The organism is Burkholderia sp. BCC1998, assembly GCF_905339875.1.
Classification (GTDB): Bacteria; Pseudomonadota; Gammaproteobacteria; order Burkholderiales; family Burkholderiaceae; genus Burkholderia.
On record NZ_CAJPHE010000016.1, the window covers coordinates 22,948 to 45,432 of the forward strand.

Annotated in this window: 22 protein-coding genes; 15 read left to right on the forward strand and 7 right to left on the reverse strand. The window is 67.5% G+C overall.

What is annotated here, in order from left to right; genetic code table 11:
- Positions 1-31: 31 nt before the first annotated feature.
- Both U5A56_RS24745 and U5A56_RS24750 read left to right on the forward strand, forming a co-directional pair.
- Complete coding sequence (locus U5A56_RS24745; protein ID WP_044843252.1) at positions 32-574, forward strand: class I SAM-dependent methyltransferase; 543 nt, start codon at positions 32-34, stop codon at positions 572-574.
- Between the two features lie 26 nt (positions 575-600).
- A complete protein-coding gene (locus U5A56_RS24750) occupies positions 601-1,854 on the forward strand; it encodes a hypothetical protein (RefSeq protein WP_321924990.1) in 1,254 nt (417 codons plus the stop codon).
- Between the two features lie 36 nt (positions 1,855-1,890).
- Here U5A56_RS24750 and U5A56_RS24755 read toward each other — a convergent pair whose 3' ends face one another.
- Both U5A56_RS24755 and U5A56_RS24760 read right to left on the reverse strand, forming a co-directional pair.
- Positions 1,891-3,225, reverse strand: a complete 1,335-nt coding sequence (locus tag U5A56_RS24755) for a type II toxin-antitoxin system HipA family toxin (RefSeq protein ID WP_321924992.1) — start codon at positions 3,223-3,225, stop codon at positions 1,891-1,893.
- 3 nt (positions 3,226-3,228) lie between these two features.
- Complete coding sequence (locus tag U5A56_RS24760) at positions 3,229-3,477, reverse strand: helix-turn-helix transcriptional regulator (protein WP_321818942.1); 249 nt, start codon at positions 3,475-3,477, stop codon at positions 3,229-3,231.
- Between the two features lie 231 nt (positions 3,478-3,708).
- On the opposite strand from U5A56_RS24760, the gene sapR reads away from it, so the two are divergent.
- The 9 genes from sapR (at position 3,709) to U5A56_RS24805 (ending at position 11,661) form a co-directional block, all read left to right on the forward strand.
- Positions 3,709-4,590, forward strand: coding sequence for a sap1 transcriptional regulator SapR (gene sapR, locus U5A56_RS24765; RefSeq protein ID WP_321924994.1), 882 nt, complete (start codon positions 3,709-3,711; stop codon positions 4,588-4,590).
- A gap of 15 nt (positions 4,591-4,605) precedes the next feature.
- Positions 4,606-5,169 (forward strand): D-alanyl-D-alanine dipeptidase, encoded by a 564-nt coding sequence (ddpX, locus tag U5A56_RS24770; protein WP_044843247.1) that lies wholly within the window; start codon positions 4,606-4,608, stop codon positions 5,167-5,169.
- 64 nt (positions 5,170-5,233) lie between these two features.
- Entirely contained in the window at positions 5,234-6,835 is a 1,602-nt protein-coding gene (locus tag U5A56_RS24775; RefSeq protein WP_321811658.1) for an ABC transporter substrate-binding protein, read from the forward strand.
- 10 nt (positions 6,836-6,845) lie between these two features.
- Positions 6,846-7,916, forward strand: a complete 1,071-nt coding sequence (locus tag U5A56_RS24780; protein WP_321924997.1) for an ABC transporter permease — start codon at positions 6,846-6,848, stop codon at positions 7,914-7,916.
- Positions 7,917-7,982: 66 nt separating this feature from the next.
- Complete coding sequence (gene nikC / locus U5A56_RS24785; RefSeq protein ID WP_321924999.1) at positions 7,983-8,897, forward strand: nickel transporter permease; 915 nt, start codon at positions 7,983-7,985, stop codon at positions 8,895-8,897.
- 1 nt (position 8,898) lies between these two features.
- Positions 8,899-9,813 (forward strand): ABC transporter ATP-binding protein, encoded by a 915-nt coding sequence (locus U5A56_RS24790; protein WP_321925001.1) that lies wholly within the window; start codon positions 8,899-8,901, stop codon positions 9,811-9,813.
- The gene (locus U5A56_RS24795; RefSeq protein ID WP_321925003.1) at positions 9,810-10,571 is read left to right on the forward strand and encodes an ABC transporter ATP-binding protein; all 762 of its coding nucleotides are present in this window, start codon (positions 9,810-9,812) and stop codon (positions 10,569-10,571) included. Before U5A56_RS24790 ends, U5A56_RS24795 begins: the two co-directional genes overlap by 4 nt.
- Before the next feature lie 145 nt (positions 10,572-10,716).
- A complete protein-coding gene (locus U5A56_RS24800) occupies positions 10,717-10,971 on the forward strand; it encodes a GlsB/YeaQ/YmgE family stress response membrane protein (protein ID WP_044843241.1) in 255 nt (84 codons plus the stop codon).
- Positions 10,972-11,325: 354 nt separating this feature from the next.
- Positions 11,326-11,661 carry a type 1 fimbrial protein gene (locus tag U5A56_RS24805; protein ID WP_321800445.1) on the forward strand — a complete coding sequence of 112 codons (336 nt, stop codon included), beginning with the start codon at positions 11,326-11,328 and terminating at the stop codon, positions 11,659-11,661.
- Positions 11,662-11,692: 31 nt separating this feature from the next.
- Here the strand turns inward: U5A56_RS24805 and U5A56_RS24810 are convergent, their stop codons facing one another.
- The 3 genes from U5A56_RS24810 to U5A56_RS24820 form a co-directional block, all read right to left on the reverse strand.
- Positions 11,693-12,565 (reverse strand): LysR substrate-binding domain-containing protein, encoded by an 873-nt coding sequence (locus U5A56_RS24810; protein WP_321925005.1) that lies wholly within the window; start codon positions 12,563-12,565, stop codon positions 11,693-11,695.
- A gap of 368 nt (positions 12,566-12,933) precedes the next feature.
- On the reverse strand, positions 12,934-13,824 hold the full coding sequence (gene bla / locus U5A56_RS24815; RefSeq protein WP_124488122.1) for a class A beta-lactamase: 891 nt from the start codon (positions 13,822-13,824) through the stop codon (positions 12,934-12,936).
- Between the two features lie 189 nt (positions 13,825-14,013).
- Complete coding sequence (locus U5A56_RS24820) at positions 14,014-14,832, reverse strand: peptidoglycan DD-metalloendopeptidase family protein (RefSeq protein ID WP_321925007.1); 819 nt, start codon at positions 14,830-14,832, stop codon at positions 14,014-14,016.
- A 537-nt stretch (positions 14,833-15,369) separates the two neighbouring features.
- On the opposite strand from U5A56_RS24820, the gene U5A56_RS24825 reads away from it, so the two are divergent.
- The 3 genes from U5A56_RS24825 (at position 15,370) to U5A56_RS24835 (ending at position 19,363) form a co-directional block, all read left to right on the forward strand.
- Complete coding sequence (locus tag U5A56_RS24825; protein WP_321925009.1) at positions 15,370-16,266, forward strand: LysR family transcriptional regulator; 897 nt, start codon at positions 15,370-15,372, stop codon at positions 16,264-16,266.
- Positions 16,267-16,317: 51 nt separating this feature from the next.
- Complete coding sequence (locus U5A56_RS24830) at positions 16,318-16,704, forward strand: ester cyclase (RefSeq protein WP_321925011.1); 387 nt, start codon at positions 16,318-16,320, stop codon at positions 16,702-16,704.
- A gap of 496 nt (positions 16,705-17,200) precedes the next feature.
- A complete protein-coding gene (locus U5A56_RS24835; protein WP_321925013.1) occupies positions 17,201-19,363 on the forward strand; it encodes a hypothetical protein in 2,163 nt (720 codons plus the stop codon).
- 102 nt (positions 19,364-19,465) lie between these two features.
- On the opposite strand, the gene U5A56_RS24840 is transcribed toward U5A56_RS24835, so the two are convergent.
- Together U5A56_RS24840 and U5A56_RS24845 are read right to left on the reverse strand one after the other, a co-directional pair.
- Entirely contained in the window at positions 19,466-20,206 is a 741-nt protein-coding gene (locus U5A56_RS24840; RefSeq protein WP_321925015.1) for a sulfite exporter TauE/SafE family protein, read from the reverse strand.
- 199 nt (positions 20,207-20,405) lie between these two features.
- Positions 20,406-21,410 carry an aldo/keto reductase gene (locus tag U5A56_RS24845; protein WP_321925018.1) on the reverse strand — a complete coding sequence of 335 codons (1,005 nt, stop codon included), beginning with the start codon at positions 21,408-21,410 and terminating at the stop codon, positions 20,406-20,408.
- Between the two features lie 140 nt (positions 21,411-21,550).
- On the opposite strand from U5A56_RS24845, the gene U5A56_RS24850 reads away from it, so the two are divergent.
- On the forward strand, positions 21,551-22,462 hold the full coding sequence (locus U5A56_RS24850; RefSeq protein WP_044843231.1) for a LysR family transcriptional regulator: 912 nt from the start codon (positions 21,551-21,553) through the stop codon (positions 22,460-22,462).
- Positions 22,463-22,485: the final 23 nt, after the last annotated feature.

A 22,485-nucleotide genomic window follows, 5' to 3' on the forward strand; every position in this document is an offset into this window, starting at 1 on the left:
CATCCAATACGCTTCGCTCGGGGACTACACAATGCGCTCATTACAAGAACTGCGGCTGGAATTCCTCCAGTACAAGATCGAACCGATCGGCTGGCTCGGCGACAGCCCGTCGCGCTTCGACTTCTATACCCGCACGGCCGCCGGATGCGACAGCATCCTCGAGCTGGGCGTGTTCACCGGACTGACCACGACGGCCTTCATGCTCGCGCAGCCGAAGCGGCTCGTGTCGGTCGACATCACCGATCAGTATTTCCACATCCAGGACGAGCTGAAGCACGCGGCGCAGGAACTGGCGATCGACTTCGAATTCAGGATTGCCGATGACCTCGCAATGGACCCGCTCGCGTGCGACCTGCTGTTCATCGACACCACGCACACGTACGAGCAGACGCTCGCCGAACTGAACCGGTTCGGCCCGCTCGCGCGCAAGAAGATCGTGCTGCACGACATGAACACGTCGGGCGTCTACCAGGCCGTCTTCCAATGGCTGTGGGACAACAAGCAGTTTCACATCACATATCACGACAGCCGCGGCTGCGGCGCGGTCGTGTGCGAGCGTCACGTCGGCTATTGAGCCGCGCACGCGCAACGGGAGGCACCATGCATGCGAACGGACACGCGGTCTGCGTGGCGATCAACGACAACAACCGCGCGTGGTACGAGATGCTCGTGCCGTTCCTGCTGTCGCTGCGGCAGACAGGCTACGACGGGCAGGTGGCCGTCATCGGCTACGGACTGTCCGAACACAAGCGGCGCATCCTGGAAAGCCAGTCGGTCGACGTGGTCGAAGCGTCGAGCGCGCATGCGCTGCCGGTCGGCCGCTTCATCGAGGCCGCCGACTATTGCGCGCGCAATCCGCACATCACGAAACTCGCGCTGTACGACGCGGACATCTGGTTCTGCGCGTCCTCGTTCGACCTGTTCTCCCGGATCGCCGACGACCGCCTGTACGCGTGCCCCGACCCGCTGTTCTGCACGTTCATCGTCACGCCGCTGATCGGCGAGCGACGCGACGCGCACTGGCGTCTCGTCGTCGACGACGTGAAGGCGCGTCACGGCGGAGCGCTGCAGGCCGGGCTCGTCGCCGGCACGGCCACCGCGTGGGCGCGCTTCGCGGCGCATCTGCGCGACTGCGTCGCTCGCATCGGCACCGACTTTCAGGAATGCTTCGGGATCGACACGACGTTCCTGCACCTGTGGGGCGCGCGCGGCGAAACCGCGCTGCTCGACCCGGTCCAGAACTTCATCAGCAAGAACGGCATTCACGAATCGTTCGATCCGAGCAACGGCGCCACGACGTTGCGCTATCAGGGCGAACCGATCCGCGCGCTGCACATGACCGGCGACATCCGTTTCTTCGACCGCTGGCGCTACTACGCGAACCATGTCGACGCCGCATTGCGCGACGGCATGCCGTTCGCGCTGTCGAACGGCACGCCGGCACCGTCCGACACGGCCGCCGCCCGCATCGCCGCGACCGAATACGTGCGTTCGGCCGGGCTGACCGTCAACTCCGCCGCGATCGAGGGCAGCGCGGGCGCGTACCTGCAGGCGCTCGACGAACCGGGCGGCACGATGCTCGTCGGCAGCGGGAACCACGAGATCGTGTTGACCGCGACCCGCGACATCGCGCGGCTGAACGTGTACATCACGCACCCGTCCGGCTCGCCGTCGCCGCTGCGATGCGAGGTGCTGATCGATGGGCAGGCGCAGCACAAGGGCCCTGATCTGATGACCCATTTCTGGTATCGGATCTCGGCCGGCACCGTCATCACGCTGCGCTCGACGAGCCTCGGCGGCCAGCAGTGCAACGCGATCTGGCGGCTGCGCGAGGCGCCGGACATGCAGCAGTAGGCAGTGGACGACGCGTAGGCGGTTCGCCCCCCGACGTCAGGCGCGCGGTGTTTCGGCGAGACGTTCGGCGGCGAACCGCAATCCGCCCAGAATGCGTTCGGCGATCCGCGCCGGAAACCCGGCCGGCAGCGTCGCGCCGACCGACTCGATCACGTGCGGCGTCGCGGCGACCAGCCGTTCGATGATCGGCGTCGCGATATCGCCGAGCAGACAATGCTCGGCCATCGCACTGAAGTGACGGCGTGTGATGTCGCGCATCGCATAGTGCTTGCGCTTGCCGTGCACGGCCATCGCAAGCTTCGCCTTGTGCCACGACCACTGGTTCGCGCCATCACCCTCGACCGGCCAGATCGACATCACGTCGTAGAGCGGCGTCAACCGGAACCGACCGCCCGGCAGCAGGCGCAGGCTGAAGTTCTTCGCATGCCCGTCCGGTGCGGCGAGCATCCAGAACACGATCAGCGCGGCAAACAGCGTGTCGAGGTCGTCCTGCGCCGTTTCCGACCGGCGCAGGATGGCGGCCAGATCCGGCACGCCGGGGCCGCCCTGCGATTCGTACTTCAGATGCGGCGGCACACCGAGCGCCTGGCAGAAATCCTCCTGCGGCAAGCGCAACAACCATCCGCCTTCGCGATGCAGCGCACGATCGAAACGCGCGACCGACAGCACCTTGTGCTCGCCGAAACGCACGATTTCGGCATCGGCCGTCGGCAGGCCGTACGCGCGCAGGATCGCGAGACACAGCCACTCGTTTTCGACGGAAGCGGTGAGATCCGCACGCTTGTTGCCGACCAGCCCGAGCGGCAGCTTGAGGATATGCGTCGTCGGTGTCGCGCCATGCGGGCGCATCCATCGCCCGTCGTGAAACAGCAGCGCGGTCTTTTCCTGCGCGCCGGCGAGCGACAGGCGGAAGGCGTCGTCATCCTGCGCACCCCCCGCCACCCCGCTCGCCTGATCGAGCACGCGCGCGACCTCGTCGTCCGACAACGGCGTACCGTCGATGCGATCATGGCCGGCCGGTGCTTCGTCCTCGCCGAGCAGTTGCACCGCGCCGACGCAGTCGCGGCCGAGCGCGGCGAGCAGATCGAACGGCTCGATCGTCGCCGTACCGAACCGGGACGCCAGCCGGCGACGAATGGCGTCGCTGTCCGGCAGCAGATTGTCGAAGTAGTGGTTCACGCGCTCGCCGCGCAACGGCGCATCGCCGACGCCGAACGCCAGCGACAGCGACAACGGGCGGCCCGCAGCGGACTGCTTCCAGCCGGTGTCGTACCGCAACTCCATGTCGCCGCGCGCCGGAATCCGCCATGTCCCGACCCGCTGGCCGTTGGCCCAGATCGACAGTGCGCGGCTGTGCGAGTTGCGCCCCATCGCTTACCAGTCGATGTCGGCAACGTCGCGCCCGTCCTTCGTGCGGACGCTGAGCTCAAGACCGTACAGCGCGGTCAGTTCGAGCAATTGGCTGAGCGACAGGCTGGCGGTGCGCGTGGTCTCGAGCGACGACAGGCGCGACTGGCCGACGCCGATGCGCGCCGCTGCCTCGGCTTGCGTCAGCCCCTTGGCCTGACGCGCGGACGACAGGATTTCGCCCAGTTGCGCGGGTGTATTGACGATGAAATCCACGGCTCGGGTCCAGTAGGCAATAAATGCAGTATATCTCTGACAGACATAAACGCAAAATATCTCTGTCAGAAATAATCTGTGTGGTTACGCATCGCGACATTGCCGTCGGGGACGCGTACCCGACCCTATCATCCTCCGCTAAGCCATAGTTTTTATCCGCTGGCGCGAATGATTTTGGTTTTGTTAGATGGATGACACTGAATCAGCCGATGACAAATATCTAACATACCGATGACCTGCGCGTTCGCCCATACCGTCGAATCCCGCTTTGCCGAGCTGACGCCGACCGCGAAGCGCATCGCGAGCTACATGCTCGCGAATCTCGACCGTCTCGGGCTCGAAACCGCCGACCAGATCGCGCAGCAGGCCGGCACCAGCGGCATCTCGGTCGGGCGCTTCCTGCGCAGCATCGGCTACCGGAACCTCGACGATCTGAAACGCGAACTGCGCGGCGGCAGCGATCGCCCGTGGATGATCACCGATCGCCTCGACGAATATCGCCGCACCGCCGGCACACACGTGAGCGACGGCGACGGCACCCGCAGCGACGGCACGCTGGCATCGTCGCTCGATCGCGAACTCGACGCGATCCGCCACGTCTACCGGCTCGCGGAAGAACCCGTGTTCGCGCAGGTCGCGGACCGGATCGCGCATGCCGACGCCGTGTTCATCCTCGGCATCCAGTCGACCCGCGGCATCAGCAATGCGTTCAGCAGCTATCTCGAATACCTGCGCCCTCGCGTGTTCTATTCCGACGGCCAGTCGGGCTCGTACGTCGATTCGCTGAACTCCGAATTCGAGCGGCCGTACTGCATCGTCACCGATACGCGTGCCTATTCGCGCAGCGCGCGCCGCTATTGCCAGGCGGCCGCCGAGCGCGGCCAGCCGTTCGCGCTGGTCACCGATCTCTATTGCCCGTGGGCACGTGAATGGCCGGCCGACCTGCTGCAGGTGAAGACCGACGTCGGCCAGTTCTGGGATTCGCTCGCGCCGCTCACCTGCCTGTTCAACCTGCTGATCACCGCCGTGGTCGACCGCCTCGGCCCCGCGATCGACCGGCGCGTCGCGCGCAACCGCGAACTGCAGCGCACGTTCGACCAATTCGAATCCTGAGCGCCCCGACCGCCGATGAACCCTCCCCGCCTCGTCGAAATCACACCCGCCACGCATCGCGTCGAGATCGATCTCGTCTACGCGACCGAGCGCAACCTGACCGGCAAGGCGATCTACCGCCGCGCGCACTGCCTGCTGCTCGAGCCCGCCGAAGCCGCGCTGCGCCGCGCGGTCGACGTCGCCGCGCAGGCCGGCTTCACGCTGCGCGTCTACGATGCGTACCGGCCGCCGCAGGCGCAGCAGGTGCTGTGGGATTTCCTGCCCGACCCGAACTTCGTCGCCGATCTCGGCCGCGGCTCGAACCACAGCCGCGGCACCGCGCTCGACCTGACACTCGTCGACGCGAACGGCGAGGTGCTCGACATGGGCACCGGCTTCGACGAGATGGTGGCCGCGTCGGGCCACTTCCACGCGGGGCTGCCCGAAGCCGTGCAACGCAACCGGCTGCTGCTGCTCGGCGTGATGCACGCGGCCGGCTTCGCGCATATCGACAGCGAGTGGTGGCACTACGAGCTGCCCGGTTCGCATGCGTTGCCGCAGATCGACAACGACGCGAGCGGCCCGTGGCGCCTGATGTAACGACGCTGCACGTTCCCTTCACCGTTCACGTTCAACGACTTCAACGACACATGGAGAAACGCACATGAAGCCCCTGACCTCCCGGCTCGTCGCGGCGCTGGCCGCCGCGTCCGTGCTCGCCGCCGTTCCGCTTGCCGCCGCACGCGCGGAAACGCCGAAGGACATGTTCGTGATGGCCACGCTGCTCGACGAATTCACGACGCTCGATCCCGGCGAGATCTACGAGCTGGTGCCGGAGGAATACGTCGCGAACACGTACGACCGGCTCGTGCGCGTCGACCTGCGCGATCCGTCGAAATTCAACGGCGACGTCGCGCAGTCGTGGACGGTGAGCCCCGACGGGCTGACCTATACGTTCAAGCTGCGCCCGGGCCTCAAGTTCCACTCGGGCAACCCGCTGACGGCCGACGACGTCGCCTGGTCGATCCAGCGCGCGGTGCTGCTCGACAAGGGCCCGGCCGCCGTGCTGACCGGCATCGGCCTCACGAAGGCGAACGTCGTCGCGAACGTGAAGAAACTCGACGACCAGACGGTGTCGATCACGACCGACCACAAATACGCGCCGACCTTCGTGCTGAACGTGCTCGGCGCGTGGCCCGCGTCGGTGCTCGACAGGAAGCTGCTGCTGTCGCACCAGCAGGGCGACGACTTCGGCAACGCATGGCTGAAGACCAACGAGGCCGGCTCCGGCGCATACAAGCTGGTCAAGTGGGCGGCCGGCGACAGCATCGTGCTGCAGCGCTTCGACGGCTACCGGCTGCCGCTCGCGATGAAGCGCATCGTGCTGCGCCACGTGCCCGAAGCGGCGAGCCAGCGCCTGCTGCTGGAAAACGGCGACGTCGACGCGGCGCGCGACCTGAGCCCCGACGATCTCGCGTCGGTCGTGAAATCCGGCAAGGCGAAGGTCATGGCCTCGCCGCAGGCGACGCTGCTCTATCTCGGCCTGAACACGAAGAACCCGACGCTCGCGAAGCCCGACGTGCAGGAAGCGCTGAAGTGGCTGGTCGATTATTCCGGTATCCAGACCAACGTCGTGAAGACCACTTACAAGGTACACCAGACCTTCCTGCCCGAAGGCTTCCTCGGCACGCTGAAGGCGAACCCGTACAAGCTCGACGTCGCGAAGGCGAAGGCGCTGCTTGCGAAGGCCGGCGTACCGAACGGCTTCTCGGTGACGATGGACGTGCGCAACGACTATCCGTATACGGAGATCGCGCAGGCCGTGCAGGCGAACTTCGCGCAGGCGGGCGTCAAGGTGCAGCTGATTCCCGGCGACAACAAGCAGACGCTCGCGAAATACCGTGCGCGCCAGCACGACATCTATATCGGCGAATGGTCGGCCGACTACATCGACCCGCACAGCAATGCGCAGGGTTTCGCATGGAACCCCGACAACTCGGACAAGTCGAGCTATAAAATGCTGGCCTGGCGCAACAGCTGGGACATTCCGCAACTGACGAAGGAGACCGACGCCGCGCTCGCCGAGCCGACCGCCGCGCAACGCGCGCAACGGTATCAGGCGATGCAGAAGGACCTGCTCGCGCGCTCGCCGTTCGTGATCATGTTCGAGAAGGTCGCCCAGGTCGCGACGCGGCCCGGCGTGAGCGGGCTCGAAGTCGGACCGATCAACGATCTCGTGTCGTACCGTAACCTGAAGAAGCAATAAGATTCGCCGCATGTCGACTCCCGCCTCCTCCCTCGAAGCACTGCGCACGCTGCCCGCGCGCCGCCCGGCCGTACGCTGGGCGCTGCGCGTGCTGCGCTGGGCGCTCACGCTCGCCGTCACGTTCGCGGGGCTGCTCGCGCTGACGTTCGTGATCGGCCGCAAGGTGCCGATCGATCCCGTGCTCGCGATCCTCGGCGATCGCGCGTCGGCCGAGGCGTACGCGGCCGAACGCCTCGCGCTGGGCCTCGACAAGCCGCTCGTCACGCAGTTCCTGATCTACGCGCGCGACGTGCTGCACGGCGATCTCGGCATGTCGCTGCTGACGTCGAACCCGGTGCTCGACGACATCAGGCGCGTGTTCCCCGCGACGCTCGAACTCGCGACGATCGCGACGCTGATCGGCATCGCGATCGGCGTGCCGCTCGGCGTCGCGGCCGCGGTGAAGCACAACCGGCCGATCGACCACGTCGCGCGCTTCGTCGGCCTGATCGGCAATTCGGTGCCGGTGTTCTGGCTCGGGCTGATGGGGCTGCTGCTGTTCTATGCACGGCTGCACTGGGTCGGCGGCCCCGGCCGGCTCGACCCGGTGTACGACGGGATGGTCGACCCGCGCACGGGCAGCCTGCTGATCGACGCAGTGCTCGCGGGCGAGTGGGACGTGTTCCGCAACGCGGTGTCGCACATCGCGCTGCCGGCCGCGATCCTCGGCTACTACTCGGTCGCGTACCTGAGCCGGATGACGCGCTCGTTCATGCTCGACCAGCTGAGCCAGGAATACATCGTCACCGCGCGCGCGAAAGGCTTGTCCGAGCGCCGCGTGATCTGGCGGCACGCGTTCGGGAACATCGCGGTGCCGCTCCTGACCGTGATCGCGCTCACGTACAGCAACCTGCTCGAAGGCTCGGTGCTGACGGAGATCGTGTTCGCGTGGCCCGGGCTCGGCTCGTACCTGACGGGTGCACTGCTGAACGCCGACATGAACGCGGTGCTCGGCGCGACGCTCGTGATCGGCGCGATGTTCATCACCGTCAACCTGCTGACCGACGCGCTGTACCGCGTGTTCGATCCGCGTGCGCGCTGAGGGCTGCCGCGACATGACTGCTGCCGCCCTGCTTCCTTTCCCGTCCATGCCGAAGGTGTCCCGATCATGAATGCCGAGCGTCTCACGCTGCGCGCGTGGCTGCTTTCCGATGCGCCCGCGTCGCGCGCGCAGGCCGCGTTCGGCCTTGCGTATCGCCGCTGGCGCCGCTTCGCCGCCAATCCGCTCAACCTGTTCGGGCTCGCAATCCTGGTCGCGCTGATCGTCGTCGCGATCGTCGGCCCGCTGATCATGCCGCACGATCCGCTGCGCCAGGTGCTGCCCGACCGCCTGCTGCCGCCCGGCTCGCCGTCGCACTGGCTCGGCACCGACCAGCTCGGCCGCGACATCCTCTCGCGGCTGATCGACGGCTCGCGCCTCACGCTCGGCATCGCGCTGCTCGTGGTCGTGATCGTCGTGCCGATCGGCCTCGCGATCGGCACGACGGCCGGCTATTGCGGCGGTTTCGTCGACAGCGTGCTGATGCGCATCACCGACATCGCGCTCGCGTTCCCGAAGATCGTGCTCGCGCTCGCGTTCGCGGCCGCGCTCGGGCCCGGCGTGGTCAACGCGGTCGTCGCGATCTCGATCACCGCGTGGCCCGCCTATGCGCGGCTCGCGCGCGCGGAGACGATCCGCATCGCGCAGGCCGACTACATCCATGCGGCGCGCCTGCAAGGCGCATCGGGCCCGCGGATCCTGCTGCGCTACATCGTGCCGCTGTGCATGTCGTCGGTGATCGTGCGAGCGACGCTCGACATGGCCGGCATCATCCTGACCGTCGCGGGCCTCGGCTTCCTCGGCCTCGGCGCGCAGCCGCCGAGCCCCGAATGGGGCTTCATGGTCGCGTCCGGCCGCAACGTGCTGCTCGACGCGTGGTGGGTCGCGACGCTGCCCGGCGCGGCGATCCTGCTCGTCAGCCTCGCGTTCAACCTGCTCGGCGACGGGCTGCGCGACGTCTTCGATCCGCGTCATGGAGCGTGACATGCCACTGAATTCCGTCAACGTCGCCGCGCCGCTCTGCGAGATCGACGGCCTGAAGATCGGGTTTCGCGGACACGACGGCGTCGTGTCCGACGCGGTGCGCGACCTGTCGCTGACGCTCGCGCCCGGCGAACGGCTCGGCATCGTCGGCGAATCGGGCTCCGGCAAATCGCTGACGGGCCGCGCGCTGCTCGGCCTGCTGCCCGAAGCCGCGCGCTGGTCGGCCCGCACGATGCGCTTCGCGGGCCACGATCTGCTCGCGATGTCGGCGAGCGAACGCCGGCGCCTGTGCGGCAGCCAGATGGGGATGATCCTGCAGGATCCGAAGTATTCGCTGAACCCGGTGATGACCGTCGCGAAGCAGATGGGCGAAGCATTCCGGCTGCATGAGCCGGGGCTGCGCGGCCGCGCGCTGCGCGAACGGATCGTCGATGCGCTCGCGGCCGTGCAGATCCGCGATCCGGCGCGCGTCGCCGATGCGTATCCGCACGAGCTGTCGGGCGGCATGGGCCAGCGCGTGATGATCGCGATGATGGTGTCGACCGGCCCGCGTCTGTTGATCGCCGACGAACCGACCTCCGCGCTCGACGTCGCGGTATCGATGCAGGTGCTCGCGGTGCTCGACGCGATGATCGCGCGGCACGGCACGGGGCTGATGTTCATCAGCCACGATCTGCCGCTCGTGATGTCGTTCTGCGATCGCGTCGCGGTGATGTATGCGGGCCGCGTCGTCGAAACCTGCGCCGCGCGCGACCTGCGCAACGCCACGCATCCCTACACACGCGGGCTGCTCGCGGCGAACCCGCCGCTCGCGAACCCGCCCGATGAACTGCCGGTGCTGCGGCGCGATCCGGCGTGGCTCGATACCGTTTCGCCCGCAAGCGCCGCGACGGCACAACAGGAGTCCGCCCGATGATCGACGTCGATCACGCCTCGATCCGTTTTCCGACCCGCACGGGCCATGTCGACGCCGTGCGCGATGCGAGCTTCGCGGTGCGCGACGGCGAAGTGTTCGGCCTCGTCGGCGAATCGGGCTCCGGCAAGTCGACGCTGCTGCGTGCGCTGACCGGCCTCGTGCCGCTCGCGGGCGGCAGCCTGTCGATCGACGGCCGGCCCGTCGGCGGCACGACCGACCGCGCATTCCGCCGCCACGTGCAGATGGTGTTCCAGGATCCGTACGCGTCGCTGCATCCGCGCTTCACGGTCGACCAGACGCTGCGCGAGCCGCTGTCGATCCACGGGATCGACGACGCCGACGCGCGCATCGCCCGCGCGCTGTCCGAAGTCGGGCTCGGCCCGGCGTTCCGCTTCCGCTATCCGCACCAGCTGTCGGGCGGCCAGCGCCAGCGTGTCGCGATCGCGCGCGCGCTGATCGTCGAGCCGCGCGTGCTGCTGCTCGACGAGCCGACCTCCGCGCTCGACGTGTCGGTGCAGGCAGAGATCCTGAACCTGCTGCGCCGCCTGCATCGCGAACGCAACCTGACGATGATCCTCGTCAGCCACAACCTCGCGGTGATCGGCTTCCTGTGCCAGCGCGTCGCGGTGATGCAGCATGGCGAGATCGTCGAACAGCTGCGGATCGAGGACGTGCGCGCCGGGCAGGTCGCACGCGACTACACGCGCACGCTGCTGCGCGCGACCGAAGGGTACCGCCGGCTCGATCCGGTCGCCTGACATGTGCGCGACGCGCGGGCGTGCGATACTCGGCACCCCGTGCGTCGGTGCGCTAGTGCGCCGACGCGCCGCCGAATGGAACCCTCGCGCGCCGCGCGGGTCCATGTCCTTTCGTCAACAGCTCAACAGCTATAGGGAGGCGTTCATGCTGCAATTCATCGAAACCCTGGTGGTCGGGCTCATCGTCGGCCTCCTCGCCCGTGCGCTCAAGCCCGGCGACGACAAGATGGGTATCCTGATGACCATCGTGCTCGGCATCGTCGGCTCGCTCGTCGCGGGCTACGTCGGCCGCGCTGCCGGCTGGTATGCGCCGGGCCAGGGCGCCGGCTGGATCGCGTCGATCATCGGCGCGATCGTGCTGCTCGTGATCGTCGGCGCGGTGCGCAAGCGCGCGGGCTGACCGCCGCATCGATGCACAACGGCCGCTCGTTCGCACGAGCGGCCGTTTTCTTTTTGCATACCTCAATTCGCGCCACCCGTGAATCGTTGAATCCTCAACGATTTACCGGCAAACGCCGCATCCATTGACGCCCCTTCCGCAAGCGTACGCCACCGGCAATACCCTGACTTGCGGCCGCACAAATTTGAGATAAATTGATTGAAGGAATACGGCGTCATTTGCTTATTGCCGTTATTTCCGTCTTTTCATTCAAGAGGTCCGATGGATTTGCCGTTTACGCATACAGCACCGCGGCGTTGACGGACTGCCATTCGAGCGGCCCCGCTGCGACGCGCTTCCTCTCTGGAGCCTGTCATGAAGCATCGCCTGTTTGCCGCCTCGTTTGCCCTGGCTGCCGCGCTTCTGGCCTCGTCCTCGTCATTTGCCGCCGGCACGTCCGGCATCATCCACTTCACCGGTATGATCGTCGAGCCGCCGTGCTCGTTCGCGCTCGACACCGCCGACACCGCACATGCGCACGTGCGCGCCGACTGCCCGCGCCCGGTGACCGGACAAGTCGCGTTCGTCGACGCGGCCAGCCTGCGCACGATCAAGACCACGACCTTTACGCAGGCGTCGCGCGCAATCGTTTTACCGGACCGTCCGGGCAACGCGCATGCGCCGATGATCGCCGTCGTCACCTATCAGTAAGCAACATGCGCCGCCGGCGTCGCGTGGCGCGTCAGTCGCGATGGCTGGCGATCCAGTCGCTGAACGCGCGAATCTTCTGCTGGCTGCCGATGCTCTCGGGATAGACGAAGAAATAGCGGGCGCCGGTCTCGAGCACGATGTCGAACGGCCGTTCGAGCCGGCGCGCGCTGACGTCGTCGTCGACGAGCGTCACGTCGCCGATCGCGACGCCGAAGCCCTGCATCGCCGCATTCGTCGCGAGATCGAGCGTGTCGAAGGTCGGGCCGCGCTCCGCGTCGACGGCGCGCTCGCCTGCGTAATCGAGCCACGCGCGCCAGTCGCGATGGTCGCGCGTCGGATGCAGCAGCGTATGGCGCGCGAGATCGCCGACCTCATCGAGCGGCGTCGCGTGCCGCAGCTCGGGTGCGCACACCGGCGTCAGCCGCTCGTCGAACAGCGGCAGCGCGAACACGCCCGCGCCCGGCGACGTGCCATAAACGACCGCCGCATCGAACGGCTCGGTCGAGAAATCGACGACGTGCTGCCACGCGGTCGTGATCTGCACGTGGAGATCGGGATGCTCGCCCTGGAAGCGCATGATGCGCGGCAGCATCCAGCGCATCACGCAGGTCGGCACCTTCAGCGCGAGATCGGTGCGCTGCCGCGTGAGCTTCATCGAGATGTCCTCGATCCGCGCGAAGCTCTCGTTGACGACCGGCAGCAATTGCTCGCCCTCCGCCGTCAGCGTGAGGCCCTTCGCGTGCCGCTTGAACAACGGAAAGCCGTAGTGCGCCTCGAGTGTCAGGATCTGCCGGCTCACCGCGCCCTGCGTGAGGCACAGCTGCTCGGCCGCGCGCGTGAAGCTGCGGTGGCGAGCCACGGTCGAGAAGATCTGCAGCGCGTGCAGGGGCGGAAGTCGGCGCATGACGAAGCGGGTAAGGCGGGTGAACGGACCGCGGATCGCGGATCGACCGCGCCGAACGACGGCGCGGCAGGACCGCGCGTCGACATCGGCGCGCGCTGATCGACACGATAAGCCAAACGCGGGCTTTACGCGAGGTGCGCCGGGCGCTCAGGTCGTAGGAACTAGCGCGCCCGCCGCGATGCGTGACGCCGACGCGACGACGTCCGCTCGTGCCGCCGCGCTCAGACGGTGGAACGAGCGCACCCGCTGCGATGCGCGCCGCCGACGCGACAACGTCCGCTCGTGCCGCCGCGCTCAGACGGTGGGAACAAGCGCACCCGCTGCGATGCGCGCCGCCGACGCGACGACGTCCGCGCGTGCCGCCGCGCTCAAGCGGTGGGAACGAGCGCACCCGCCGCAATACGCGCCGCCGACGCGACAACGTCCGCGCGTGCCGCCGCGTCGGCACGCGGCTGCGTGAACGACACCGCCAGCACGATCGGCGCGCGCGACGGCGGCCACAGCACCGCGACGTCGGTCGTCGTGCCGTAGCCGCCGGTGCCGGTTTTGCCGGCACTGCGCCAGCCGGGCGGCACGCCGGCCGCGATCCCGGTCGCGCCGCCGGTCATCCATTCGGTGAGCTGCGCACGCTGCGGCTCGCGCAGCGTGTCGCCGAGCAGCAGCCGCTGCAGCATGTCGACCATCGCGACCGGCGTCGACGTATCGCGCTCGTCGCCGGGCGCGGCCTGGTTCAGTTCGGGTTCCCAGCGGTCGAGCCGGAACGCGGTGTCGCCGCTTTCATGCGCGAACGACGTGACGGCCTGCGGGCCGCCGAGCACGCCCATCAACAGGTTCCCCGCACCCTTGTCGCCCGACTGCAGCAGCGCGGTGCAGAGCTGCGCGATCGTCATCCCCGTATCCACATGGCTTTCCGTCACCGGCGACCCGGCCACGACCTCGTAGCGGCGGTACAGGATGCGGCGCGGCAGCAGCGATGCGTCGAGCGAACCGCGCGCGAGTATCGCGGCGGCAGCGACGACCGCATAGGTGCCGCACAGCGGGAAGCGCTCGCGCGCGTGATGCGCGATGCGCGTGCCGTTCGACGTATCGAGTGCGGCGACGCCGAGCCGGCCGTTCGACGCTTTTTCGAGCGCGGCGAGCTCGGCCTGGGCGACGTGGGCGCGCCCCTGGTCGGCGACGGGTGCCGACGAGCAGGCGGCGACGAACGGCGCGGCGACGGCGGCGAGCAACAGCGAGCGGCGTGTCGGAGAGTGTTCCATGGATGAAGGCTGTTCGGTCGGAAACGGTGGCACGGAGCAACGCACGCGCGCATCGGCGATGCGCGCGTGTTCACGCCGACGGCCGGCTCGCGACGGCATTCGCCGCGCATGCCCGAAGACGTCCGTCGGCCCCGCATGCGGCGGGACTCACATGAACAGACCCTAGCGTAGCAGCGCGCGCCGCTCGCGTCAGCCTTGCGACGAAGGCAGGTACGGCATCGGATTGACGGGCTTGCCGTCACGTCGCACTTCGAACAGCAGCGCGACACGCGCGTTGTCGAGGTCGCCCATTTCGGCGATCTCGTCGCCCTGGCGCACGATGTCGCCGGTCTTCACGAGCAGCTTGCGGTTGTGCGCATAGGCCGTGAGGAAATCGGCGTTGTGCTGGACGATGATCAAGGTGCCGTAATCGTTCAGGCCGGTGCCCGCGTACATCACGCGGCCGTCGGCGGCCGCGCGAACCGGGTCGCCCGGCCGGCCGGCGATCTGGATGCCGCGGTTCTGCCCCGGCTTGAACGCATCGACGATCTTGCCCTGCGCGGGCCATCTGAGCGCCACCGCGCCCGCATGGCGCCGGGTTTCCTTCACGACCTGCCGGTCGCTCGCCGTCGATGCGCTCGCCTGCGCGGCGCCCGCCGCATTGCTCGCGGCGGCCGGTGCGGCCGCTTGCGCGCTGGCCGGCGCCTGCAGCGACTGCTGCCGGACGATGCGCAGCACCTGCCCCATGCGCAGCGCGCCGCGCCCGTTGAGCTTGTTCCAGGTCCGCAGGTCGGCGACGCTGCAGTCGTTGGCGGACGCGATGCCCGACAGCGTGTCGCCGCGTTTCACCACGTACTTCTGCGCGACGAGAATGGGCGCCGCCGGCGCGGCGGCGGGCTGGCCCGACGTCGAGCCCGCCAGCGTATCGCTCGGCGGGACGGACGGCGTACTGGCGCAACCGGCCATGACGAGCACCGCGGCCAGGCCGGACAGCCACGCCGACTTGCGGCAAATCTCGCGCTGTTTCATGGACGATCGACTCCGGTTTGACAATCTTTCAAGCATCTCAAAAACGGAACGGCCGACGTGTAACCGGATGCAAACAATGATGACAAACGATCACGAACCGGGTGCCGGCAAACACTTGTTACCGGGAATACGGTCGGATTCGGAAAAACTTGACGGTATTGGACGGGCGATTCGGAAGAAATTTCGCGATGCACCGATTATTTCGAAAAGCTTTCATTGCGCGCGTGAGCGCGCCGGCGAGCCAATGCGGCCCGCACCGCCCGCCCGCTCAACGCAGCCAGTCGACCAGCTCCGCGCAGGCCCACGCGATGCCGATGCAGAGGAACAGCACGTGCAGCGCGATCTTGAACGACACGCCCCACGACGAATCGACCCGCATGACAGTCTCCCCCGGTTGATATGCGGCCATGATCCGGCATCGATCCCGCCCCCGAAAATGCGGAACCGGCGAACCGGGTCTCAGGCCCAGCCTGAGACCGGTGCGGCGGTTCCTGCTAACTTATCGGCCATACCCATCCTTACGCGCCCCCACCGATCATGCGCTTCGACCTGACCGACCTGCGGCTCTTCCTGAACATCTGCGAGGCCGGCACGATCACGGGCGGCGCCGAGCGCACCCACATCACGCTGCAGGCCGCCAGCGAGCGAATCCGCGGGATGGAGGACGAGCTCGGCGTGCCGCTGCTGCACCGGACCAAGTCGGGCGCGCAGGTAACCGACGCCGGCCGCGCGCTCGAGCACCACGCGCGCACGGTGCTGCAGCAGATCGACCACATGCGCGGCGAGCTGCAGCAATACGGCCAGGGGCTGCGCGGGCATATCCGGCTGCTGTGCAACACGGCGTCGCTGAGCGAATACCTGCCCGACGCGCTCGCCGCGTATCTGCCGCTTCACCCGAAACTGTCGATCAGCGTCGAGGAGCGCTCGAGCCAGGACATCGTGCATGCGATCCGCAACAGGACGGCCGAGGTCGGCATCGTCGCCGACTCGGTCGGGCTCGGCGGGCTCGAACAGAAGCCGTTCAGAGAGGACTGGCTGATCGCGGTCGTGCCGGCCGGTCATCCGCTCGCCGCGCGCGACAAGGTCGCGTTCGACGAGATCGCCGACGCGGACTTCATCGGGCTGACCGACGGCAGCGCGCTGCAGGTCCATCTGGCGGACCAGGCGCGTGCGCTCGGCAAGCGGATCCGCTACCGTGTGCAACTGAAGAGTTTCGATGCGATCTGCCGCGTGATCGCAAGCGGCGTGGGGATCGGCATCGTGTCGCGCCATGCGGCCGAACGCGCGATGCAGACGATGGACGTGCGGCTCGTCGAGCTGTCCGATGCGTGGAGCCACCGCAAGCTGACGCTCTGCGCGCGCTCGTTCGATGCGCTGCCGAAATACACGCAGGCGTTCGTGTCGTATCTGTCGGGCGACATGCCGCCACACTGAACGTCGCGCGCGCCGCAGCAGCGTGGCGATACCCGAGGAGACATCGCAGCCATGACCGGCCCCGAACTCGCGATGCACTATCGCGCCTACATCGACTGCCTGAACCGGCAGGACTGGCCGGCGCTCGGCCGGTACGTCGCCGACAACGTGATCCACAACGACCGGCCGCTCGGCCTGGCCGGCTATCGCGCGATGCTGGAGCAGGATTTCCGCGACATTCCGGATCTCCATTTCGAGGTCCGGCTGCTCGTGTGCGAACCGCCGCGCATCGCATGCCGGCTGCGCTTCGCCTGTGCGCCGAAAGGGATCTTCATGGGGCTCGCCGTCGACGGCACGCGCGTCACGTTCGCCGAGAACGTGTTCTACGAATTTCACGACGGAAGGATCCGGCAGGTGTGGTCGGTGATCGACAAGGCCGCGATCGAAGCGCAGCTTTAGCACGGCGCGGGACGGCCGCCAGACGGGATCGACGAGCCGATACCCGGCCTGATTCGATTTGATTCTTAAGGGTAACGTTTTCCATCAAATCTCACCGAAAAACGCACGGCACGGGTAGCTTTCCGCCACCGCTGTCACTGCCGAGATATTCACGCCGCGCCGCAGCGAAAAAAACAGAAATCGCGGAAATTTCTACGTGAATACGCCCCCTTCATCGCACCTCGCGCTTTGGCCATTCGGGTTTTCACCGGCGCATCCGGCGCGAAAGCGCGTTGACATCGAATCAATCGAAGCCTAAATTTGGAAAACGTTTTCCTTCCATATCGGCGCGACGGCGGCCACGGCTCGCGCAGGGAGAACGCTTGCCTGCTCGAGTAGTGATTCAAGCCGTCCGTCCACAGGGATCAGGGTTGCGAGACGGAGGCCGGGTCGGGCGTCGAGCGCGGCAACGGTTGAACCCGCCCGCCCTTCATTACCATTCGAACCTGGAGACACAATGCATACGCGCAGCAGATTCGCGCTCGGCGCCGCGCTCAGCGCCTTTTCCGTCCTGTTCGTCAGCGCATGCGGCGGCAACGACGTGACCGCCCCGCCGCCGTCGTCGCCCCCGTCGTCGACACCCGCGCTCGCACCGAACTCGCTGCAGGCGCTCGTCTACGGCGCACCCGACACCAGCGTGCCGGCCGGCACGACCATACCGGCCACGATGATGGGCCAGATGCGCGCGCTGTTCGACCTGATCCGGAAGTCGCCCGACTTCACGCAGGTCGTCATGGATCTCGGCGACGGTTCGCCGGTTCACGTGCTCGACACGAACACCGGCGACAAATTCCTGCCCGGCAAGCTCGCGCTCGGCCTGTCGTACATCCTGATCGACATGAAGTCGAAGGGCGATCCGCAATACGCGAGCTACCTCGCGACGTACCAAACGATCACGACCGCGATGATGGCGCAGTCGGGCAGCAACTACACGTATGCGAACACGTCATGGGGCGAGTACTACTACCTCGTCGCGCTGAACAACCTGAAGGCGCACGGCATGCTCAACGAAGTCTTCAGCGACGCGATGCTCGCGACGCTGCAGCAACGGCTCACCTTCTGCGACATGTTCGGCCCCGATGCGAGCGGCAAGACCAGCACCTGCCCGGCCGCCGGCACGCCGATCGACATCGCGTCGCTCAACACCGCGCAGAACTACTATGCGGTGTCCTACGGAATCGCCGGCCTGCGGCAAAAACTCGGCTGGAGCAATCCGTCGTTCTCGTCGGCGACCGATCCGGCCGTCGCGACGATGGGTGCGCGCGATGCGCTGCTGTACACACTGACGAACCACATCCGCAGGGATTCGTCGGGCGGGTTCTCCGACGAAGCGTCGAACACGCACACGACCTACTACGACCAGGCGCGCTTCGACCGCTACAGCACGCTGCTGATCGGTGAAGTGGTCGAGCGCACGTTCGAGATGGACAACGTGGCGAATCTCACACCCGAACTGAAGGGCTATCTGCGCAAGTCGGTCGACCTGATCCTGCCGCAGCTGAACGCCAACGGCCAGGGCTTCAACTACGGCCGCTCGATCGGCCCGTACGGCGATTCCGCGTTCATGGAAGTGCTGACGGCCGCCGCCAACGCCGGCGTGCTGACCGACCAGGAGAAGCAGGTCGCGTATGCGTTCATCTACCAGGCCGCGCATCGTTTCGACACGTACTGGTACGACCCGTCGCTGCCGACGCCGTCGGTGAACATGTGGGTCAAGGGTCGCGGCACCGACGCCTATCGCGGCAAGCCGCGCGTGATGGGCGAGAACTTCAGCCTGCTGCATCAGTACCTGTATGTGAACGCATGGTGGAACAAGCTCGGCTTCGGCGGGAAGGCGCCGATGGCCGATGCGGACTACGGCGCATGGCTCGACGCGCTGCCGCGCTACACGCTGACCTGGTACAACCAGCCGACCGATGCCGCCCATCCGTACAGCGCCGCGCTGCTCACCGTGCGCGACGGCCGGCGCGTGATCAACCTGAACCTGAGCCAGGCGCCCGACTACAACTCGTACACGCCGTACTACCCGGTGCCGTTCTCGGACAAGCTGATCTACGGCACGACCGATCTCGGCTATGCGCTGTTGGTGCCGCAGGTGACGTACAACGCAAAGACGTACATTCCCGTCACGTACTACAAGAACCTGAACGTGCAGCAAAGCAACGGCCAGGTGATCGTGTCGTTCGATACGACGAAGTTCCGTCTCGCATCGAAGAACGCGGCATACACGACGGATCTCGACCTGCAGGTGCATACGGTGCTGACGTTCGCGCACGGCACCGTCTCGCGCAGCGATACGCTGAGTTCAGGCACGCTCACGGGCAACCTCGCGGTCGAGACGGACTTCACGTCGTTCGCGGATTTCGCGTCGACGCAGGCCAACGGCGACGGCGTGTCGGTGACTTACGCGAACAGCGCCGCGACCGGCTATGCGGCGTCCGGGTTCGACACCTGCGCGCTGTCCGCCTTCGACACGGCCAACGGCGCGACGAACCCGCTGTCGACGACGCCGGTCGGCCAGCTGCATTCGAACTTCGCATGCAAGACCAGTCCGTTCGCGCTCGGTGCGGGCGCTACCCGCACGTTTGGGTGGACGCTGAAATACGCCGACCCGGCCTGAGCGGCATGGCCGCCGTTCCGTGAGCGTCCTCGAAGCCGGCTTTCGAAACCGGCTTCGGGGCATTAACGCCGGGCGCGCATCGCGCGTGTCGGCAATGCCCGCTCACCGCCACGCCGAAACCGCCATATAGGCGCCGAGCGCGATCATCCCGACGAAGAAGCAGCGCTTGAACGCCTTCTCGCTCATCACGCGCCGCGCGTACTGCCCGCCGATCATCCCCGCGAGCGCCGGCACGAGCGCGAGCGCCGATACGCCGAGATCGACCGTCTGCAGCGCGCCCGTCACGCGCAACTGCACGCCGAGCGTGATCGTCGACGCGGTAAACGACAACCCGAGCGCCTGGATCAGGTCGTCCTTCGACAGGCGCAGCGCCTGCAGGTACGGCACGGCCGGCACGACGAACACGCCGGTCGCGGCCGTCACGACGCCCGTCAGGTAGCCGACCGCGGCCGACAGCCACTTTTCGTGACGGCCCGGCGCGGGCAGCCGCGCGGCGGCGAGCCCCCAGCCGCCGTACGCGACCAGCACGATGCCGAGTGCCGCACGGGTCCACGCGCTGCCGGCCGCGAGCGCGGGCAGCCCGCCCGTCAGCGTGCCGAGCGTCAGCCCGGCGAGCAGCGGCCACAAACGCCGCAGCAATGGCCCGAACGACGGGCCGAGCCACAACTGCCACACGTTGGTGATGAACGACGGCACGAGCAGCAGGCTCGCGGCGGCCGACGGCGGCATCGCGAGCGTCAGCAGCCCCATCGCGATCGTCGGCAGGCCGAGGCCGATCATGCCCTTGACCGCGCCGGCGAGCAGAAAGACCAGCACGATGATCGTCAGCGTATGCGTTTGCATGGCGGGGGTTCGGTCCGGTTGAATACGGCGCCGATGGTGAACCACCGTCACGCCGTCGGCCATCTGGCTTTGCCTGAGGCTGGCTCGGGCCCGCCCGGCGGGGCCTGTCACCCCGCTACCCCGCCACCCATCGCCTCATCGCCTCATCGCCTCATCGCCCCGTTGCCCCGTTGCCCCGTCGCCCCACCATGCGCGCCGTTCAGGCACCGTGCGCCGGCCCCCGTCCCTGCTCGCTGTCGAGGTGAGCCATCTGCGCGGCCGGATAACGCTCGCCGGCAGCCGCCCCGGCGGGCACCGCCGTTTCGATGCGGGCGAGATCATCGACCGTTAGTTGCAATTTAGATGCCTGAAGCGCGTCCTGGAGTTGCGTGCGCTTGCGTGCGCCGATCAGCGGCACGATGTCGTCGCCGCGCGACAGCGCCCACGCGATCGCGATCTGCGCCGGGTTGCTGCCCTTCTCGTCGGCGATCGCGCGCAGCGCGTCGACCAGCGCGAGGTTGTGCGCGAGGTTCTCGCCCTGGAACCGCGGGCTGGCCGCGCGGAAATCGCGCTCGCCCTGCCGCGCCGCACTCCAGCCGCCGCCGAGCAGCCCGCGCGACAGCACGCCGTAGGCCGTCACGCCGATCCCGAGTTCGCGGCACACCGGCAGGATGTCCGTCTCGATCCCGCGCGACAGCAGCGAGTATTCGATCTGCAGGTCGGCGATCGGCGCGACGGTCGCCGCGCGGCGGATCGTGTCGGCACCGACCTCCGACAGGCCGATGTGGCGCACGTAGCCGGCCTTCACGAGATCGGCGATCGCTCCGACCGTCTCTTCGATCGGCACCGCCGGATCGACGCGCGCCGGCCGGTAGATGTCGATGTGGTCGGTGCCGAGCCGCTTCAGCGAATACGCGACGAAATTACGGATCGCCTGCGGCCGCGCGTCGTAGCCGACGAACGCGCCGGCCGGATCGCGCAGCGCGCCGAACTTCACGCTGATCAGCACCTGGCCGCGCAGCGCGTCGCGGATCAGCATCTCGTTGTCGCCCATCCCGTAGAAGTCGCCGGTATCGAGCAGCGTGATCCCGTTGTCGAGCGCCGCGTGCAGCGTCGCGATGCTTTCGTCGCGATCCGCCGGCCCGTAGAGATCCGACATCCCCATGCAGCCGAGCCCGATCGCCGATACCTGCGGGCCCGTGCGGCCCAGTTGACGCTTGTCCATGTCCGTTTCCTCGCGGTGGTGAGTGAATGAACCGGATTCTGGGCGTAACGCGGCGCGCGATAAACGCGAAACGCCCAACCAAATCATTCGACGCTGATTAACAATGGAGCCTGTCCCGATCCGCCACGTTTCCGCCCCGCATGGACCATCTGCATGCAATGCGCATCTTTGCGCGCGTCGCCCACCTTGGCAGCTTCACGAAAGCCGCCGAGCAGTTGCAATTGCCGCGCCCGACCGTCAGCAATGCCGTCCAGTACCTGGAGAAGCACCTGAAGGTGCGCCTGTTGCAGCGGACGACGCGGCGCGTCGCGCTGACCGCGGAAGGCGCGACCTACTACGAGCGCTGCACGCGGCTGCTGGCCGACCTGGACGACGCCGAGACGCTGTTCGACGAAGCCGGTGCGTCGCCGCGCGGCCTGATCCGCGTCGACCTCCCCGAGCGCTTTGCACTGGACAAGGTGATTCCGGCGCTGCCGGATTTCCACGCACGCTATCCCGACCTGCGCGTCGTGCTGAGCACGACCGACCGCTTCGTCGATCTCGTCGCCGACGGGATCGACTGCGCGGTGCGGGTCGGCGTGCTGTCCGACACGTCGCTGGTCGCGCGGCGCGTCGGCGAGATGGCGCAGATCAACTGCGCGTCGCCCGCGTATCTTGCGCGATACGGCACGCCGCGCTCGCCGGACGATCTGCCCGACCACGTCGCGGTCGGCTATTTCTCGAGCCGCACGGGCCGCGAGCTGGACTGGGAATATGCGGACATGGATTCCGGCGCGCTGCAGACCGTGAAGATGCGCAGCGTGGTCGCGGTGAACAGCTCGCACGCGTATCTCGCGTGCTGCCTCGCGGGCCTCGGGCTGATCCAGGCGCCGCGCGACGGGCTTGCGCCGCTGCTGGAAGACGGCTCGCTGGTCGAGGTGCTGCCGGAATGGCATGCGGCGCCGCTGCCGGTGTCGGTCGTGTTTCCGAACGGCCGGCATCTGGCGCCGCGCGTGCGGATCTTCGTCGACTGGCTCGCGCACACGCTCGACGACGCGCACCGGGCGCAATGACGACGGCCGGCACCAGGGCAGCC